Annotated in this window: 19 protein-coding genes and 1 pseudogene; 10 read left to right on the top strand and 10 right to left on the bottom strand. The window is 61.7% G+C overall.

Going from position 1 to position 17,066, the window contains the following annotated elements:
- Positions 1-238: 238 nt before the first annotated feature.
- The 4 genes from glnK to sutA all read left to right on the top strand — a co-directional run bounded on the left by glnK (position 239) and on the right by sutA (position 3,009).
- Positions 239-577: a P-II family nitrogen regulator gene (glnK, locus tag QMK47_RS28595; protein ID WP_002555808.1), complete on the top strand. Its 339-nt coding sequence runs from the start codon at positions 239-241 to the stop codon at positions 575-577.
- Positions 578-610: 33 nt separating this feature from the next.
- Complete coding sequence (locus tag QMK47_RS28590; RefSeq protein ID WP_063323830.1) at positions 611-1,945, top strand: ammonium transporter; 1,335 nt, start codon at positions 611-613, stop codon at positions 1,943-1,945.
- Positions 1,946-2,157: 212 nt separating this feature from the next.
- Complete coding sequence (locus tag QMK47_RS28585) at positions 2,158-2,583, top strand: secondary thiamine-phosphate synthase enzyme YjbQ (protein WP_214510093.1); 426 nt, start codon at positions 2,158-2,160, stop codon at positions 2,581-2,583.
- A gap of 102 nt (positions 2,584-2,685) precedes the next feature.
- Positions 2,686-3,009: a transcriptional regulator SutA gene (gene sutA, locus QMK47_RS28580; RefSeq protein ID WP_007941277.1), complete on the top strand. Its 324-nt coding sequence runs from the start codon at positions 2,686-2,688 to the stop codon at positions 3,007-3,009.
- Between the two features lie 609 nt (positions 3,010-3,618).
- Here the strand turns inward: sutA and QMK47_RS28575 are convergent.
- The 6 genes from QMK47_RS28575 to lptM are packed head-to-tail and all read right to left on the bottom strand — an operon-like array spanning position 3,619 to position 8,232.
- Positions 3,619-4,323: an HAD family hydrolase gene (locus tag QMK47_RS28575; RefSeq protein ID WP_214510092.1), complete on the bottom strand. Its 705-nt coding sequence runs from the start codon at positions 4,321-4,323 to the stop codon at positions 3,619-3,621.
- Positions 4,320-5,219, bottom strand: coding sequence for a tyrosine recombinase XerC (gene xerC, locus QMK47_RS28570; protein WP_003206809.1), 900 nt, complete (start codon positions 5,217-5,219; stop codon positions 4,320-4,322). Before xerC ends, QMK47_RS28575 begins: the two co-directional genes overlap by 4 nt.
- 2 nt (positions 5,220-5,221) lie before the next feature.
- Positions 5,222-5,944 carry a DUF484 family protein gene (locus QMK47_RS28565; RefSeq protein ID WP_003206807.1) on the bottom strand — a complete coding sequence of 241 codons (723 nt, stop codon included), beginning with the start codon at positions 5,942-5,944 and terminating at the stop codon, positions 5,222-5,224.
- 13 nt (positions 5,945-5,957) lie between these two features.
- Positions 5,958-6,788, bottom strand: coding sequence for a diaminopimelate epimerase (gene dapF / locus QMK47_RS28560; protein WP_003206804.1), 831 nt, complete (start codon positions 6,786-6,788; stop codon positions 5,958-5,960).
- Between the two features lie 4 nt (positions 6,789-6,792).
- Positions 6,793-8,040 carry a diaminopimelate decarboxylase gene (gene lysA / locus QMK47_RS28555; protein WP_018605421.1) on the bottom strand — a complete coding sequence of 416 codons (1,248 nt, stop codon included), beginning with the start codon at positions 8,038-8,040 and terminating at the stop codon, positions 6,793-6,795.
- A gap of 9 nt (positions 8,041-8,049) precedes the next feature.
- Positions 8,050-8,232, bottom strand: coding sequence for an LPS translocon maturation chaperone LptM (lptM, locus tag QMK47_RS28550; RefSeq protein WP_320389616.1), 183 nt, complete (start codon positions 8,230-8,232; stop codon positions 8,050-8,052).
- 185 nt (positions 8,233-8,417) lie between these two features.
- Between lptM and cyaY the strand changes: the two genes are divergently transcribed.
- The 3 genes from cyaY (at position 8,418) to rnk (ending at position 9,593) form a co-directional block, all read left to right on the top strand.
- Positions 8,418-8,750, top strand: a complete 333-nt coding sequence (cyaY, locus tag QMK47_RS28545; protein ID WP_072343055.1) for an iron donor protein CyaY — start codon at positions 8,418-8,420, stop codon at positions 8,748-8,750.
- Positions 8,751-8,754: 4 nt separating this feature from the next.
- Positions 8,755-8,970, top strand: coding sequence for a DUF1289 domain-containing protein (locus tag QMK47_RS28540; protein WP_253470343.1), 216 nt, complete (start codon positions 8,755-8,757; stop codon positions 8,968-8,970).
- A gap of 212 nt (positions 8,971-9,182) precedes the next feature.
- Positions 9,183-9,593, top strand: a complete 411-nt coding sequence (gene rnk, locus QMK47_RS28535; RefSeq protein WP_014340819.1) for a nucleoside diphosphate kinase regulator — start codon at positions 9,183-9,185, stop codon at positions 9,591-9,593.
- A 7-nt stretch (positions 9,594-9,600) separates the two neighbouring features.
- On the opposite strand, the gene QMK47_RS28530 is transcribed toward rnk, so the two are convergent.
- From QMK47_RS28530 to QMK47_RS28520, 3 genes are all read right to left on the bottom strand, one after another.
- Positions 9,601-12,444 (bottom strand): class I adenylate cyclase, encoded by a 2,844-nt coding sequence (locus QMK47_RS28530; RefSeq protein ID WP_320389615.1) that lies wholly within the window; start codon positions 12,442-12,444, stop codon positions 9,601-9,603.
- A 170-nt stretch (positions 12,445-12,614) separates the two neighbouring features.
- Positions 12,615-12,860, bottom strand: coding sequence for a TIGR02647 family protein (locus QMK47_RS28525; protein ID WP_003206789.1), 246 nt, complete (start codon positions 12,858-12,860; stop codon positions 12,615-12,617).
- Between the two features lie 276 nt (positions 12,861-13,136).
- A complete protein-coding gene (locus QMK47_RS28520; RefSeq protein ID WP_060740097.1) occupies positions 13,137-13,421 on the bottom strand; it encodes a hypothetical protein in 285 nt (94 codons plus the stop codon).
- Between the two features lie 124 nt (positions 13,422-13,545).
- On the opposite strand from QMK47_RS28520, the gene QMK47_RS28515 reads away from it, so the two are divergent.
- The gene (locus tag QMK47_RS28515) at positions 13,546-14,205 is read left to right on the top strand and encodes a glutathione S-transferase family protein (RefSeq protein ID WP_214510086.1); all 660 of its coding nucleotides are present in this window, start codon (positions 13,546-13,548) and stop codon (positions 14,203-14,205) included.
- Positions 14,206-14,326: 121 nt separating this feature from the next.
- Here the strand turns inward: QMK47_RS28515 and argH are convergent, their stop codons facing one another.
- Positions 14,327-15,721 (bottom strand): argininosuccinate lyase, encoded by a 1,395-nt coding sequence (gene argH / locus QMK47_RS28510; protein ID WP_253470336.1) that lies wholly within the window; start codon positions 15,719-15,721, stop codon positions 14,327-14,329.
- A 275-nt stretch (positions 15,722-15,996) separates the two neighbouring features.
- On the opposite strand from argH, the pseudogene QMK47_RS28505 reads away from it, so the two are divergent.
- Positions 15,997-16,197, top strand: a pseudogene (locus QMK47_RS28505) (sensor histidine kinase); the annotation flags it as partial.
- A complete protein-coding gene (locus QMK47_RS28500; protein ID WP_214510084.1) occupies positions 16,194-16,940 on the top strand; it encodes a LytR/AlgR family response regulator transcription factor in 747 nt (248 codons plus the stop codon). The pseudogene QMK47_RS28505 and the gene QMK47_RS28500, both read left to right, overlap by 4 nt.
- Positions 16,941-17,066 lie beyond the last annotated feature (126 nt).

Here is a 17,066-nt window from a genome sequence, read left to right as displayed (position 1 = left end):
TCAGAGGGTTTGGTGCAGATGGCAAGGTTTCTGCTTAGAGGCTGATGACCCATGCACTGATGCAGTCGCTGTGACGAATGCAGTGCAGCAGGCGGAACGGGGAGTTTCGTCAGGATCAGTTAACTGGCACCTGTCGGGCAACTTGGGCCGACGACGCGTTACAAAGCCAGGCACTGCGCTTAGACTTGAGTCGGGTTTGTTTTCCTGGGGCAAGTCCACCAATTCGGGAGAAAGTTTCATGAAGCTAGTCACTGCCATCATCAAGCCGTTCAAGTTGGACGACGTGCGCGAGTCGTTGTCCGAGATCGGCGTGCAGGGCATTACCGTTACTGAGGTCAAAGGCTTCGGTCGGCAGAAAGGTCACACCGAGCTGTATCGCGGCGCGGAGTACGTGGTCGATTTCCTGCCCAAGGTGAAGATCGATGTCGCCATTGACGACAAGGATCTTGATCGGGTGATCGAGGCAATCACCAAGGCCGCCAACACCGGCAAGATCGGTGACGGGAAGATCTTTGTGGTCAATCTGGAACAGGCTATCCGCATCCGTACCGGCGAAACCGATACCGACGCCATCTAAGCCGCCAAACCCAACGCCCCAGGAGAAAACAATATGACTCTGCGTAAATTCGCAGGGCTAGGAGCCCTGTTGTCCTTCGCAATGCCTGGCTTGGCCATGGCAGAAGAAGCGGCAGCCCCAGTCCTGAACTCCGGCGACACCGCCTGGATGCTCACGGCCACGATTCTTGTACTGTTCATGACCATTCCTGGCCTGGCGCTGTTCTACGGCGGCATGGTTCGGTCGAAAAACCTTCTTTCCGTGATGATGCAGTGCTTTGCCATTACCGGTCTGATCAGCATCCTGTGGGTCATCTATGGCTACAGCATTGCGTTCGACACCACCGGCATGGAGCAGGGCGTCGTCAATTTCAATTCCTTCATCGGCGGTTTCGGCAAAGCCTTCTTGGCGGGCGTCACGCCAGCCAGCCTGACCGGCCCGGCGGCGCTGTTCCCCGAAGCGGTGTTCATCACCTTCCAGATGACTTTCGCCATCATCACCCCGGCCCTGATCGTCGGCGCATTTGCCGAGCGGATGAAGTTCTCCGCCATGCTGATCTTCATGGGCGTGTGGTTCACCCTGGTGTATGCACCGATTGCCCACATGGTCTGGTCCGGTAACGGCGGCCTGCTGTGGGACTGGGGCGTGCTGGACTTCGCTGGCGGCACCGTGGTGCATATCAACGCCGGTATCGCAGGCTTGGTGGCGTGCCTGGTATTGGGCAAGCGCAAAGGCTTCCCGACCACGCCAATGGCGCCGCACAACCTGGGTTACACCCTGATGGGCGCGGCCATGCTGTGGGTCGGCTGGTTCGGCTTCAACGCCGGTTCCGCTGTCGCCGCCAACGGCACTGCCGGCATGGCGATGCTGGTGACCCAGATCGCGACCGCTGCGGCGGCGCTAGGCTGGATGTTTGCCGAGTGGATCACCCACGGCAAGCCAAGCGCACTGGGCATCGCCTCGGGCGTCGTGGCGGGCCTGGTTGCCATCACCCCGGCTGCCGGCACCGTGGGCCCGATGGGCGCCCTGGTCATCGGCCTGGCAGCGGGCGTGGTGTGCTTCTTCTGCGCCACTACCCTCAAGCGCAAACTCGGCTATGACGACTCCCTGGACGCCTTCGGCGTGCATGGCATCGGCGGTATCCTCGGCGCGATCCTGACCGGTGTGTTCGCAGCACCGGCCCTGGGTGGCTTCGGCACCGTGACCGATATCGGCGCGCAAGTGTGGATTCAATTCAAGGGAGTGGGTTTCACGGTGGTCTACACCGCGATCGTCACCTTCATCATCCTCAAGGTCCTGGACGCCGTCATGGGTCTGCGTGTCACCGAGGAAGAAGAAGCGGTGGGCCTGGACCTGGCCCAGCACAACGAGCGTGGCTACAACCTGTAAGTACACGCAATAAAAAATGCCCGGTTCGCCGGGCATTTTTTTGTCTGGAATTTGTCATTGCTCACAAGGTGCAGCGGTTTTTCCGACGCCTTTTGTTGTGGATGCGACATGGGTTTTTATACCGCCAAAGGCTTACACCGAAGCAAGAATATTAGGCCCTTTGTTTTTTCCCTGAGCGCGCTAGAATGCGCGCCGAACGTGCGGAGATCTGTATGTGGCAACAGACGCTGATAACCCTGCGGGCCAGGCCTCGGGGCTTTCATCTGGTGACGGACGAGTTGCTTGCCGGCCTGCCTGAACTCCAGGCGTGTCGTGTCGGTCTGTTGCATCTGTGGCTGCAGCATACCTCGGCTTCGTTGACCATCAACGAGAACGCCGATCCGGCGGTACGTCGAGACTTCGAACGATTTTTCAATCGGCTGATCCCACAAGGAACCGCCGACTATGAGCACAACGACGAAGGCCTGGACGACCTGCCGGCACACTTCAAGGCCAGTGTGCTCGGTTGTCAGATCAGCCTGCCGGTCACGGCAGGACGGCTGGCATTGGGTACCTGGCAAGGTGTTTATCTGGGCGAGCACCGTGATCACGGCGGTGCTCGTAAAGTCCTCGCCACCTTGTACGGTGAAGGGGCATAACCGCTGATTGCCGGCGGATGTTGAATTTTTTCTGGCAGCCTTCGAACAGATGGCGAAGCTGGGCTATAACTAATCTGCTTTTCGCAAGTCATGAGGTAGAACATGAGCGACGATGATCTGGAAAACGACGACCTCGAAGTAGGCGACGAAGACGAGGCCGAAGAGGGCCTTGAAGCGGCGGCGGAAGACGTTGCCGACGACGATGGGGCCGATGTTCCGGTTCCTACCGCCAAAGGCAAGGCCAAGGCGGCCGTTTCGGTCGACGAGTTGCCAAGCGTAGAGGCCAAGAACAAGGAGCGTGATGCGCTCGCCAAGGCCATGGAGGAATTCCTGGCCAGGGGCGGCAAGGTGCAGGAAGTGGAGGCCAACGTGGTCGCTGATCCGCCCAAGAAGCCTGACAACAAGTACGGCAGCCGTCCTATCTGAGTTCCGGCTTCATTGCTTGCTGAAAAAGCCCGCCGTCGCTGCGGGCTTTTTCATGGGTGCGATTCCGTCCCCAGGCCAGGCGCAGCCCCTGTGGGAGCGAGCTTGCTCGCGATAGCGGTTTATCTGTCACATCAATGTTGGATGTGCCGCCCCTTCGCGAGCAAGCTCGCTCCCACAGGGTTTTGTGTTGGGCGCAGAGCTTCGGTGCGCGGCAGAGCCGGGGTGGGAGCGAGCTTGCTCGCGATTTTTGGGTTTGGGTCTGTGGGTTGTGGTGTTTGGTGGGGCCCCCCCCCCCCCACAGGGTTCTTTGTTGGGGGGGTGGGGGTGGGGCGCGGCAGAGGGGGGGGGGGGGGGGGGGTTCGCGATGACTTTCGCCCAGGCAACTCAGGAATCCGTGGCGAGGGAGCTTGCTCCCGCTGGCCTGCGAAGCGGGCCCCTGGCATCTCTCCAGGCGGACCGCGTTGACCGGTTTAGCGACTGCTGCGCAGCCGAGCGGGAGCAAGCTCCCTCGCCACGGATCGGGTTGAGGCTCAGGTAGCGGGCGGGTGGTGATCGCCTTCGCGAGCAAGCTCGCTCCCACAGAAGGCTGTAGTGGCTGCGAAGCAGGGTTCAGCGCTGGCGATGCCACCCTGCCAATAACCCTGGCAGTTCGGTCAGGCTGCGGATTTCTGCATCCGGCGCGTGGTCGGCATTCCAGGGTTTGCCTGCCGGGTTGAACCATACGGCGCGCAGGCCGGCCTGTTGGGCGCCAGCGATGTCGTCGCCGGGGTGATCACCAATGTGCACGGCGGTTTGCGCCGTGGCGCCGCCGCGTTGCAGGGCTTCGTGGAACAGTCGGGCGTCAGGCTTGGCGATGCCGATGTCTTCAGCGCACAGGGCGAATTTGAAATAGTCCGCCAGCCCCAGGCGCCGTACATCGGCGTTGCCATTGGTGACCACACCGAGGGCGAAATGATTGGCCAGGATCTCCAGGGTGGGCTGCACCTCGGGGAAAATCTCCAGCTGATGACGGGCGTGCAAGAACGTCTCGAAGGCCTGGTCCGCCAGTTCAGAGGCTTGCCACTGGTCGTAGCCGGCTTCCTGCAGGGCGCGAAACAGCACCCGTCGGCGCAGGGCACTGATGCGGTGCTTCAGCCCAGGCTCCTCGCGCAGCACTTGCTCGCGAATCGAAAAAAGATGCTCCACCGGCACGCCGCCCAGGTTCGGCGCGTTGTCGGTCAGCCATTGGCGGAGTATGGCTTCGGCGCTGGCGATCACCGGGGCGGTGTCCCACAGGGTGTCGTCCAGGTCGAAAGTGATCAGCTCGATGGTCATGATTCGTCGCCCTTGATGCGTTTGGCCCTGGGATGGGCACTGTCATAGACCGTCGCCAGGTGCTGGAAATCCAGGTGGGTGTAGATCTGGGTGGTCTTGATGTCCGAATGCCCCAGCAGCTCTTGAACGGCGCGCAGGTCCTGGGACGACTCCAGCAAATGGCTGGCGAAGGAGTGCCGGAGCATGTGCGGGTGCAGGTTCTGTCCCAGCTCCCGTTCGCCGGCAGCCTTGACCCGCAACTGAATCGCCCGCGGGCCGAGGCGCCGCCCCTGTTGGCTGACGAAGACCGCGTCGTCGGCGGGGTTGGTCAGCGCCCGCAGCGGCAGCCATTGTTCCAGGGCTTCACGGGCCTTGCGGCCGACGGGCAGCAGGCGGGTCTTGCTGCCCTTGCCGAGCACCTGGACCATGCCATCGGCCAGGTCCAGTTGATCCAGGTTAAGCCCCGTCAGCTCTGAAAGTCGCAGGCCGGAAGAATAGAACAGCTCGAGAATCGCCTGGTCGCGCCGTGCCAGGAAGTCATCCTCGACGGCGCCTTCGAGCAGTTGCAGGGCGCGGTCGGTGTCGAGAGTCTTTGGCAGCCGGCGCTCGCCTTTGGGCGGTGCCAGGCCGGTGGCCGGGTCGTGATCGCACAGGCCTTCGCGATTGAGGTAGTGATACAGGCCGCGTACCGCTGACAACAGGCGTGCCAGGCTGCGGGAGGATTGCCCCTGTTGATGCAGGCGGGCGATGAGGCTGCGCAAGCGCTGGATGTCCAGGGCCGCCCAGCTGCCGATGTTCTGCTTCTGGCACCAGCCCAGTACTTTTTCCAGGTCGCGGCGATAGGCCGACAACGTGTGGGGTGACACCTGGCGCTCACTGCGCAGGTGTTCGCAGTAGGCGTCCAGTTGCCGTTCCATCCTCAGCGTACCGAGCGCAGCGAACCAGCGACCCGTGGCAGCACCCGGCCGGTGACTTCGGCGATGTAGCTCAAAAACAGCGTGCCCACCGAGCTCTTGTAGTGCTGCGGATCGCGACTGGCGATGGCCAGCACGCCGTGCACGCCCTGGTGGGCGATGGCGACGACGGCGGTGGAGCCGATCTGCTTGCGTTGTTCTTCGCCAAACAGGAAGTCCAGCTCATGCTCGCGCAGGCTGCCGCTGACGCTTTTGTCTTCCGTGAGCAGGCCGCCGATGGCCGTCTGCGCTTCGGCGTGGGTCACCCAGCGGCCCACCGGCATGGCGTTGTCGCCGAACAGGATCAGGCTGACAAAGGGCACCTGGAAATCCTGGCGCAGGCTGTCTTCGACGCTCATGACCAGGTCTTCGAGGGTGCTGGCGTCCATCAGGGCGAGGATCAGCCGACGGGTCTTGTCGAAGAGTCGGTCGTTGTCCCGGGCCACGTCCATCAGGTGCGAAAGACGATGGCGCATTTCGATGTTGCGCTCGCGCAGGATTTTCATCTGATGCTCCACCAGCGACACGGTGTCGCCGCGCCGGTGGGGGATGCGCATCGTCGCGAGCAGTTCTTCATGCTCGACGAAGAAGTCCGGATGAGCCTCCAGGTAAGCCGCCACTGCTGCGGTTTCTGGCAGGCTGGGGGATTCGTCGGGCTGTGGGGCTGGAACCTGTGGCTGGTCGGTCATGGGTTTGGCTCACTCAAAGACGAACTTGTCCTTCGTATACGCGCACTGCCGGGCCGGTCATCATCACCGGTTGGCCAGGGCCTGCCCATTCGATGGACAGGCGCCCGCCAGGCAGGTCGATCAACAACGGCGAATCCATCCACCCCTGGCTGATCGCAGCGACTGCGGCCGCGCAGGCGCCGGTACCGCAGGCCTGGGTTTCCCCGGCACCGCGTTCCCAGACGCGCAATTGTGCGCGGTGGCGGTCGATGACTTGCAGGAAACCGACGTTCACTCGCGCGGGGAAGCGCGGATGATGCTCGATTTTCGGCCCCAGCTCATGCACCGGAGCACTGTTGATATCGGCCACTCGCAGCACGGCATGGGGGTTGCCCATGGAAACCGCTGCCAGTTCCACCGTGGCGCCGTCGACGTCCACCTGATAGCTCAAGGCCTGGGCCGGTGCCTGGAAGGGGATGTCCGCCGGTACCAGGCGCGGAGCGCCCATGTTGACGCCGATCTGGCCGTCGCTGCGCACATCCAGTTCGATGATGCCGCTTTTGGTCTCGACGCGGATCTGCCGTTTGGCGGTCAGGCGCTTGTCCAGCACGAAACGGGCGAAGCAGCGCGCGCCATTGCCGCATTGCTCCACTTCCGAACCGTCGGCGTTGAAGATCCGATAACGGAAATCCACGTCCGGGTTATTGGGTGCCTCGACGATCAACAACTGGTCGAAACCGATACCGGTGTGCCGGTCCCCCCATTGCTTGGCGTGCTTGGGCAGGATGTGCGCGTGCTGGCTGACCAGGTCGAGGACCATGAAGTCATTGCCCAGGCCGTGCATCTTGGTAAAACGCAGCAGCATGGTTTTACTCCGGCAGCAGGCTTTCGCCGGCAAACAACTCGGCTACCGTCTCGCGGCGACGCACTTCGAATGCCTGATCACCGTCCACCAGCACCTCGGCGCAACGGCCGCGGGTGTTGTAGTTGGAACTCATGACAAACCCGTAGGCACCGGCCGAATGCACGGCCAGCAAGTCGCCTTCTTCCAGCGCCAGCTCTCGACCCTTGGCCAGGAAGTCACCGGTTTCGCAGATCGGCCCGACGATGTCGTAGCTGCGCGCAGCGGTGTCGCGAGGACGCACGGCGGTGACGTCCATCCACGCCTGGTACAGCGCCGGGCGGATCAGGTCGTTCATCGCCGCATCGACGATGGCGAAATCCTTGTGCTCGGTGTGCTTGAGGTACTCGACCTGGGTCAGCAGCACGCCGGCGTTGGCGACGATGTAGCGGCCCGGTTCGAACATCAGCGCCAGGTCACGCCCGTCGAGGCGCTCACGCACGGCCTTGATGTAGTCGGCCACCAGTGGCGGCTCTTCATCGCGATAGCGCACGCCGACACCGCCGCCCAAATCGATATGGCGCAGGTAGATGCCGCAGTCGCCGAGGCGGTCGACCAGCGCCAGCAGGCGGTCGAGGGCATCGATGAAAGGCTCCAGGGTGGTCAGTTGCGAGCCGATGTGGCAATCGACGCCCAGCACTTCCAGGTTCGGCAGTTGGGCGGCGCGCACGTACACGTCTTCGGCGTCGGCAATGGCGATGCCGAACTTGTTTTCCTTGAGACCGGTGGAAATGTACGGGTGGGTGCCAGCGTCGACGTCCGGGTTCACGCGCAGGGAGACCGGCGCGCGGACGCCCAGCTCGGCGGCGACGATTTGCAGGCGCTCCAGCTCGTCGGTGGACTCGATGTTGAAGCAGTGCACGCCAACTTCCAGGGCGCGGCGCATGTCTTCACGGGTCTTGCCGACGCCGGAGAACACGATTTTGTCGGCGCTGCCGCCAGCGGCCAGCACACGTTCGAGCTCGCCACCGGAGACGATGTCGAAACCGGCGCCCAGGCGCGCCAGGACATTGAGCACACCCAGGTTGGAGTTGGCTTTTACCGCGAAACACACCAGGTGCGGCATGCCCTCGAGGGCATCGGCGAACGTCCGGTACTGGGCTTCGATGTGGGCGCGGGAATAGACATAGGTCGGCGTGCCGAAACGTTCGGCGATCGCGGACAGGGCAACCCCCTCCGCGAACAGCTCCCCGCCACGGTAGTTAAAAGCGTCCATGGCGTTCCCTTAGTAAGTGGTGGTGTGGGTGTCGTGCGAGTGGGATTTGGCCTGCGACGACTTGGCCTGTTCTGCTTGTTCTTCGGGAGACTTGCTGTCATCAGGCAGGTACAGCGGACCTTTTTGACCACAGGCTGTCACGAGGCAGGCAACCGCGACGAGCGCAGCAAGGGAAGAGATCAGGCGCTTCATGGCGAAATCCTTGAAAATGCTTTAATTGCGCCGGAGTATACCGGCCACCCGTCAGCTTGCCTATGCAACGGGGCGCCCGTCCGGCGGCGCTGGTGGTCGCCAGTGGGTATATCCTTTGCAATCACCGGGAAGCGTCCGTATCTTGCGGCGCTTGAGCATGAGCAGACATTTTCGAGGTTGCCGCAATGAGTTTGACTGAAGCCCGTTTCCACGATCTGGTCGATGCGACCCAGCAAACGCTGGAGGATGTGTTCGATGACAGTGGCCTGGACATTGACCTGGAAATCTCCGCCGGTGTACTCACCGTCAAGTTCGAAAACGGCAGCCAGTTGATTTTCAGTCGCCAGGAGCCGTTGCGGCAATTGTGGCTGGCGGCGGTCTCCGGTGGCTTTCACTTCGACTATGACGAAGAAAGCGAGCGCTGGATGTGCGACAAGAGCGAAGAGCAGTTGGGCGAAATGCTCGAGCGCATCGTCAAGCAGCAGGCTGGCGTGGAACTCGATTTCGAAGGCCTGTGACGGCGTGAGCCAGACCGCCCCGCTACGGCCACCCAAGCCGCTCTACAGCAACGTCAGCCCGGCCGTACCGTCGCCGTGTACCGGCGTGTGCAAGCTGGATGAACAGAAGGTCTGCCTCGGTTGTCTGCGTCACGTGGAAGATATCCGCGAATGGCGCTCGGCCGACGACGAGCGTCGGCGGGTCATCTGCGCCGAGGCGCTAAAGCGCAGGCTCCTGTAGGAGCTGCCGAAGGCTGCGATCTTTTGATCTTGATCTTTGCGGTTTTCGCTTGAAGCTCAATTGCCCGGGTCAAGATCGCAGCCTCGTTGCACTCGTCAGCTCCTACTGATAGTGTCCGGTTACGCCTCAATCCATCGAGGTCCGTGAAAACCCCGCCTTTTTGTGGCGGGGTTTTGCTTTTTTTGTGCAGAAGAAAGGAGTCTGCCAGGATCATGACCGCACCTTCCATCACCCTTACCCGTCTGGACGTACAGCGTCTGGAACGCCTGATCGACAGCCTTGATGAAACGCTGCCGGGCGTGATTGCGCTGCAAACCGAACTGGATCGCGCCGAGAACGTGGTGGGCCACGAAGAAGTGCCTGCCGATGTCGTGACCATGAACTCGCGCGTGCACTGTCGCGAAGAAAGCAGCGGCAAGGACTATCACCTGACGCTGGTTTATCCACAGGACGCGAACGCCGACGAAGGCCGGATCTCGATCCTGGCGCCAGTGGGCAGTGCGTTGCTGGGCCTGAAGGTCGGCCAGCACATCGACTGGCCGGCCCCGGGTGGCAAGACGCTGAAGCTGACGTTGCTGGAGGTCGAGTCGCAGCCGGTCAATGGCGGCGACTGCGCGTTCTGAACCCGTCTCAGACCTGGTTCAGTGCCTCGTTCAGGGCGCGTTCCAGGTCGGCCTTGTAGCGCAGGTATAAATTGCTTGAACAGGCGCCGTCGCCCACCAGGCCCGAGAGGTCCAGGTCGGTGATGTAGCAGCGATAGCGCTGGGCCTCGCGGCGCTGTTCGACGATCTCCCTGGCGACCACGCGGAACAGTTGGTCGCCATGCTCCAGTTCGGAAAACTCCTGCTGATCGCAGTACAGGGTGACGTGCACCTGCCCGTGCGCCGCTTTGCCGATGATCGCCTGCACGTCATAGAACGGCTTGTTGAGCAGCATCTGCGGGGCTTGCCGCGCTTCGATCCGTCGCGCCCGGCCGCTGCCTGAGGGCAATAACTGGTAGTACAGGGTTTCCAGGGTCTGCGGCTGGGCGGCATCCAGCGGCAGCAGGGCATCGCGACGGTAAAGCACCGACTGCAAAAAGCGTTGCAGCGGCACCAGCAGGCTTGGTTCGTCGTGATAAGGCACGTGTTGTTGCCACAGTGCGTTGAACTCGTCGAGCACGTACAGATTGGCCTCGTCTTCGTCGACGCGGTAGAACACCTGGATGCACTCGGGCTGGCCCATGGGCAGGATCAGCGCCAGGTCATGGTCCTCCAGGGCCATCGGGTCCAGGTGCAAGGGGCTGTAGGCCGTCAGTTCCTCGCCCAGGTAATCCATCAGCGCCGACAGGCTGCCCAGCGCCACGTGATTGACCTGGCCGGGCACCAGCTCCAACACGTGATAGTGCTGCTGGACCTGAAGCAGATAGCGGTGATTGAGCCTGCTCAGCAACAGGGTCTGCGCCGTGTCGATGACTTCTTCCACGCGCCGCGCAATGAATTGGGCGCGGTTGTGGCAGAAACAGCGCACCTGCAAGCGTGGCTGGTGCTGGGTGACGGGCAGGTCGTTGAGGTAATCGCGCAGGCAGTCGAGCAGGGCGTGTTCGCCGTCAAAACGGTTGACCAGCACCTCGTTCCAACTGTTGAGCGTGACCTGGTCGAGGGTCAGCACCAGGTTCTCCCGGACCCCGGCATAGCTCAGGGAGTCGGTGCGCTCGGTGGTCATCAGGATATTCAGGTCGCGGTGGTGCTTGAGCGGGTCGACGCCGACGTTCACCAGGATCAACACTTCGCTGGGTACGCTGGCGCGCAGCAACTGTGCTTCATCCACGGTGGTCAAGGGCAGGGCGATGGACTGTTGCAGGCTGCCCAGCAGATTGAACAGTTCGAACTCGCTCAGGTCGCTGTCGCCTGGGTGCAGCGCCAGGCGCGTGCTGCTGTCGATCACGCCGTTGCGATGGCACCAGGTCAGCAGTTCCAGCAGCTCGCGGCAGCGCTTGATCGGCGCGAAGTTCTCCCACTCCAGGGCGTTGAGGCTGCCGTTGTACAGCGCCCACTGGTTCTGCCCCGGTTCTTTCTTGTTGGGTGACTGGACCAGCGTCAGGGTGTCTTCGGCCAGGTCCGGCGCGATGCCAGGGTTGATGAACTCGACCTTGTCGGCCTTGCGCTCGAAGGCTGCATACAACCGCCGGCCAAGCACGTTGAGATCGCGCTTGTTGATCAGGCTGACGGTTTTCTCGGTGCGGGCGAACTGGGTCAGGAAGCGGTAGCTGTGGGTGAGTTCGTTGACCAGGGCCCGTCGCTCGTGGCTGACCTGGCGGACTTTCCATTGGCTGCGGCTGTCCAGCAGCGCCAGTTGACGCTGGTCCCAGCCCCATTCCCGGGCCAGTCGTTCGAGCAGTACCCGTTGCCAGCCACTGTTACGCGTCTGGCCGGTGAGCTTGCGATTGACCTTCAGGTACAGCGCGCGGCGGATCAACTCCAGGCGTTCGGATTCGCCGCGGGCATTGAGGTATTCCTCGATGCGGCGGTAGACCAGCATGTACGGGTCCAGCTCTTCGAGGTCCAGGCGATTGGCAAACACGGCCTGTTTGAAGCGCAGGCTCAGGCAGCGGACATTCGGGTGTTCACTGGCATAGACCTCGGTCAGCAGCAGCTTGAGCACGGACTTGTAGGGCGACTCGATACCTTTGAACAACTGCCAGAGCCCGGCACCGACGAATTCGCCCGGCGGAATGTAGGCCAGGTGCCCCAGGTCCAGGGTTTCATCGGCGCGAATGAAACGCTTGGACATCAGCGTATGGGTGTACTGCTCATAGTTCTCTTCTTCATAGACCGGCACGAGCCACCAGATCGGCGTGCGCCCGGCCAGCCAGATCGCGGTGCGGTAGAACTCGTCCAGCAGCAGGTAATGCTGGGTCGTGCCGCAATCGTCGGAACTGAGCTGGTTGTCCCGGTCACCCCTTACGAAGCGCGCCGGGTCGATCAGGAAAAAGTGGGCTTCGGCGCCCTGGGTCGCGGCCCAGATCTCCAGCAACTGGCATTTCTTGCGCAGCTCGGCCAGTTCATCGTCGCTCAGGTCCGGCCCGTGGCACACCCAAACGTCCATGTCGCTCTGGTCGGCCTGGGCCAGGGTGCCGAGGCTGCCCATCAGGAACAGGCCAAGGATCGGCCGTGGCGGGTTGCTGCCGTGTCGGGGCTTATAGGAAAACGAACGGGTCAGCCGCTGGGCTTCGGCAAGGATATTGGCGTCAGGCTCGTAGTTCGACAGCCCGGCAGGCGTGCTGCCGGAAACGTAGCCGGGCAGCAGCGGATGGTTGACGTGAAAGAACAGCGGCAACAACGTCAGCACGCCTTGCTGGCGCGGCGACAGGCCTTCGAGGGCGCGCTCCATCCGTACGGTGTTGAGCTTGAGAAAACGTGCGCGCAACTGGCTCAAGACCTTGCGGTCGATTCCCTCGTCCAGATCGGGGCGTATTTCGTGATTGCGGGTCATGTCAGCTCAAACCGGCTCGCGGCGTCGAACGTGGGGGGTAATGGCAGTTTAGCGCCCGATCTTGGGAATTCTTAAGCTGAAAACGGAATTCGGAAGCCGGTTTTTTACGCAGGGCACCCGTGCGCCTGCGGAAATCCCGTAAAGGAGATTTCCGTGGGCGACAGGGGGGATCAGGCGGCTTCTTGCACGCTGAGTATCGTCAGGACGGTTTGTACGTTCTGGGCGGCATCCCGTCCCAGGCTGGTCAGGTAACCACCGTCGGGCTGGGTGATCAGTTCTTTTTCGAACAGGCGTTGGGCAGCGGCAATCGCTTTAGGGGCAGCGGTCTGATGAATTTTCAGGCCTTCCTGGGAACTGTCCAGGTTGAAGAGTGCGAGGATTTCCAGTTCGGCAACCAGCTCAGGGGTAAGCGACATAAGGACTCCAGACTTTCTAGGAATTGGTCGACAGCGACACTAAGGTGAGCGCACTCGGCCGGCCTGTCCAGTCTCAGTGTCATGCTTTTTTGCCTAAAAGCATTTTTTGTGGCCCCGCAGAAGCAGCGTAGGAGCTGTGTAGGAGCTGTCGAGTGCAGCGAGGCTGCGATCTTTCCCCTGACGCTTGAGTCTCAAGTGAAAGATCAAGATCAAGATCAAAAGATCGCAGCCTTCGGCAGCTCCTACAGGGCGCAGCCGAGCGGGAGCAAGAGCCGTTCAGTTCTTTTCCGGCGGCAACTCAGGCAACGCGCGCAAGGCGGCTTCGTACCACTGGGTATCGAACGGGCGATCTTCTTCCAGGATCGCATCAATCTCCACCGCCAGCACATGGGCCATCAGGTTGAGGATTTCTTCGCGCTCGTAACCGACCAGGGTCAACTTGTTGAAAGTGGCCTTGGCCGCAGGCGGATTGTCACTTTCGATCTGGTTTTCGATGGCCTGGATCAGCGTGTTCTCGACGAATTCTTCTTCGTCGTTGTCGATGTCGGTTGGCTCGCTCATGGCAGGCTCCTGGGAGAAAGGTCGCCAGTTTACCTGCATTCAGCGGCGTGATGCGCCTGGCAAGAAATACCCCGACGGTCTATAACGCAATGCTGCCAACCCCGCACGGCCTGGAGGCTTTGTAATGCTCGAGCTTTATGGTTTCTCTGTCAGTAACTATTACAACATGGTCAAGCTGGCGCTGTTGGAGAAGGGCCTGCCCTTCGAAGAAGTGCCGTTCTACCCCAACCAGACCGCCGAAGCGTGGGCCATCAGCCCGCGCGGGAAGGTGCCGGTGTTGAAAACCGAGCAGGGGTTTATCAACGAAACCAGCGTGATCCTCGAGTACATCGAGCAAACCCAGCCAGGCAAGGCCCTGTTGCCCAGTGACCCGTTCGAGCGGGCCCAGGTATTGGCCTTGTGCAGGGAGATCGAGTTGTACATCGAGTTGCCGGCGCGGGCTTGCTTTGCCGAGGCATTTTTCGGCATGACGGTGCCCGATGCCATCAAGGAAAAGAGCAAAGACGAATTGCGGCAGGGGTTCGCCTCGCTCGGTCGGCACGGCAAATTCGCGCCCTACGTGGCGGGCGATAGTCTGACCATTGCCGATCTGTATTTCTTCTACAGCGTCTCGCCGGCCTGCCAGGTGGGCAGGAAGTTGTTCGATATCGACCTGCTGGCAGACATGCCGGCGGCCAAGGCGCTGATGGAGCGCTTGGAGCAGAATCCGCATGTGCAGCGGATTGCGGCGGATAGAGAAGCAGCGATGCCGGCGTTTTTGGCGATGATCGCTGCCAAGAAGTGAGTTTCTTGGTGTTTTGAAGTGAGTTATCGCGAGCAAGCTCGCTCCCACATTGGATCTTCAGTGAGCACATATTCTGTGAACATGGAGATCCGGTGTGGGAGCGAGCTTGCTCGCGATGCTTTTAGCGGCTGGCGATCAGCGCCTGGCCGCGCACTACGGCTGCCTTGACCTGCGCCGGCGCGGTGCCGCCGATGTGGTCGCGGGCATTGACCGAGCCTTCGAGGGTCAGCACGGCAAACACATCCTGTTCGATCTGGTCGCTGAACCGGCGCAGTTCGTCCAGGCTCATTTCCGCCAGGTCCTTGCCGCTGTCCACGCCGTACTTCACGGCATGGCCGACGATCTCATGGCAGTCGCGGAACGGCAGGCCACGGCGCACCAGGTAATCGGCCAGGTCCGTAGCGGTGGAGAAGCCGCGCAGGGCTGCTTCGCGCATCACCGCGTGCTTGGGCTTGATGGCGGGGATCATGTCGGCGAAGGCCCGCAGCGAGTCGCGCAAGGTGTCGGCGGCGTCGAACAGCGGTTCCTTGTCTTCCTGGTTGTCCTTGTTGTAGGCCAGCGGCTGGCCTTTCATCAGGGTCAGCAGGCCCATCAATGCGCCGAACACCCGGCCGCTCTTGCCCCGCACCAGTTCCGGCACGTCAGGGTTTTTCTTTTGCGGCATGATCGAGCTGCCGGTGCAGAAGCGGTCCGGCAGGTCAATGAACTGGAATTGCGCACTGGTCCACAGCACCAGCTCTTCGGAGAAACGCGACAGGTGCATCATCGCGATGCTCGCGGCGGCGCAGAATTCGATGGCGAAATCGCGGTCCGAGACGTTATCCAGCGAGTTGCCGCCCACGGCGTCGAAGCCCAGCAACTGCGCGGTGTATTCACGGTCGATCGGGTACGTGGTGCCGGCCAGCGCGGCGCTGCCCAGGGGCATGCGGTTGGTGCGCTTGCGGCAGTCCACCAGGCGCTCGTAGTCGCGGCTGAGCATTTCGAACCAGGCCAGCATGTGATGCCCAAACGTTACAGGTTGGGCGGTTTGCAGGTGCGTGAAGCCCGGCATGATGCTCTCGGCTTCGCGCTCGGCTTGCTCCAGCAGGCCTTTTTGCAGACGAGTGATTTCGGCCAGGATCAGGTCGATTTCATCGCGCAGCCACAGGCGGATGTCGGTGGCGACCTGGTCGTTGCGGCTGCGGCCGGTGTGCAGTTTCTTGCCCGTCACGCCGATGCGGTCGGTCAGGCGCGCTTCGATGTTCATGTGCACGTCTTCAAGGTCGACGCGCCAGTCGAACTGGCCGGCCTCGATTTCAGTCTCGATGGTCTTCAGGCCGTCGATGATGCTGTCGCGCTCGGCATCGGTCAGCACGCCGACCTTGGCCAGCATGGTGGCGTGGGCGATCGAGCCCATGATGTCGTGGCGATACAGGCGCTGGTCAAAGTTGACGGAGGCGGTGAAGCGGGCGACGAAGGCGTCGACGGGTTCACTGAAGCGGCCGCCCCAGGACTGATTGGTCTTGTCAGTGCTCATGAATTCGCTCGTGATCGGCTGTGGAAAAAGTAGCGGTTAAAGGCTGCGGCGGATGATAGCAGGGTTGCCGGGACTGGCGCTGGCACTGGTCGGCAGGTTTTTTCGACGCAAGCCTGGGATCCAACCGGGTTTTCCCGCAACGATATTTTTCGATTGAGCAATATTGAGCAATATCGTCGTGGCAACCGTCTACAGTGGACTGTAGGACTTTTGCTTTTTCCACCCATGGCGCAGCGGATATAGATAAGAAGGGGGTGCTCATATTGGTCAGATCGACAGTTAACAATCCCTACGGCGACGCCGTGCGACAACGGGCCTCGGGCATCGGTCGGCAAGCGCTGGTAAAGATAGGCAACCGCCTCGCGGCACTTTTTGGCCCTCGAACGAGTCTTAGCGTGGATCGCCGTGACGGATGTCACTTCCCCTGTCTACGCTATCCTTGTGCGAGACTCACGCAGGAATCCAGCGCAATATGAATGTCCTGATCGTTGATGACGAACCACTGGCCCGCGAGCGCCTGAGCCGAATGGTTGGCGAGCTCGAGGGTTACAGTGTCCTGGAGCCGAGCGCCACCAATGGCGACGAGGCATTGGCCCTTATTGACAGCCACAAGCCGGATATCGTGCTGCTCGACATTCGCATGCCTGGCCTGGACGGTCTGCAGGTTGCGGCGAAGTTGTGCGAACGAGAGTCGCCGCCTGCGGTGGTGTTCTGTACCACCCGGGACGATTTCCCTCCCGAGGTGTTGCAGGCCGGCGCCGTGGGCTACCTGGTCAAGCCCGTGGCGGCCGAGGCGTTGCTCGAAGCCTTGCGCAAGGCCGAGCGGCCCAACCGCGTGCAGTTGGCAGCGCTGACCCGTCCGGCCGCCGAAAGCGGCAGCGGCCCGCGCAGCCATATCAGTGCGCGCACCCGCAAAGGCATCGAGCTGATCCCGTTGAACCAGGTGGTCTATTTCATTGCCGACCACAAATACGTGACCTTGCGCCATGAGAGTGGCGAGGTGTTGTTGGATGAGCCACTCAAGGCCCTCGAAGACGAGTTCGGCGAACGTTTCGTACGCATCCATCGCAACGCCCTTGTGGCCCGCGAGCGGATCGAGCGTTTGCAGCGCACCCCCCTTGGGCATTTCCAACTGTTCCTCAAGGGCCTCAATGGCGATGCGCTGATTGTCAGCCGACGGCACGTGGCCGGCGTGCGCAAGATGATGCAGCAGCTTTAATGCAGCGGTCCAAGGCGTTCGATGCGTTTCATTTCGAGGATTTGGCGGCCAGGGAGGCCTTGGGGTCGTGATTCAAATCAAAGCGGTTTTGGCTGAGCTGTTATTATCTGCCGTATCTTTTAAGTA

Origin of the sequence: Pseudomonas sp. P9_35 (assembly GCF_034008205.1) — a bacterium.
Taxonomy (GTDB): domain Bacteria; phylum Pseudomonadota; class Gammaproteobacteria; order Pseudomonadales; family Pseudomonadaceae; genus Aquipseudomonas; species Aquipseudomonas kilonensis.
The sequence above is the reverse complement of the archived record's forward strand: the minus strand, read 5'-3'. Positions and strand labels throughout refer to the sequence as shown.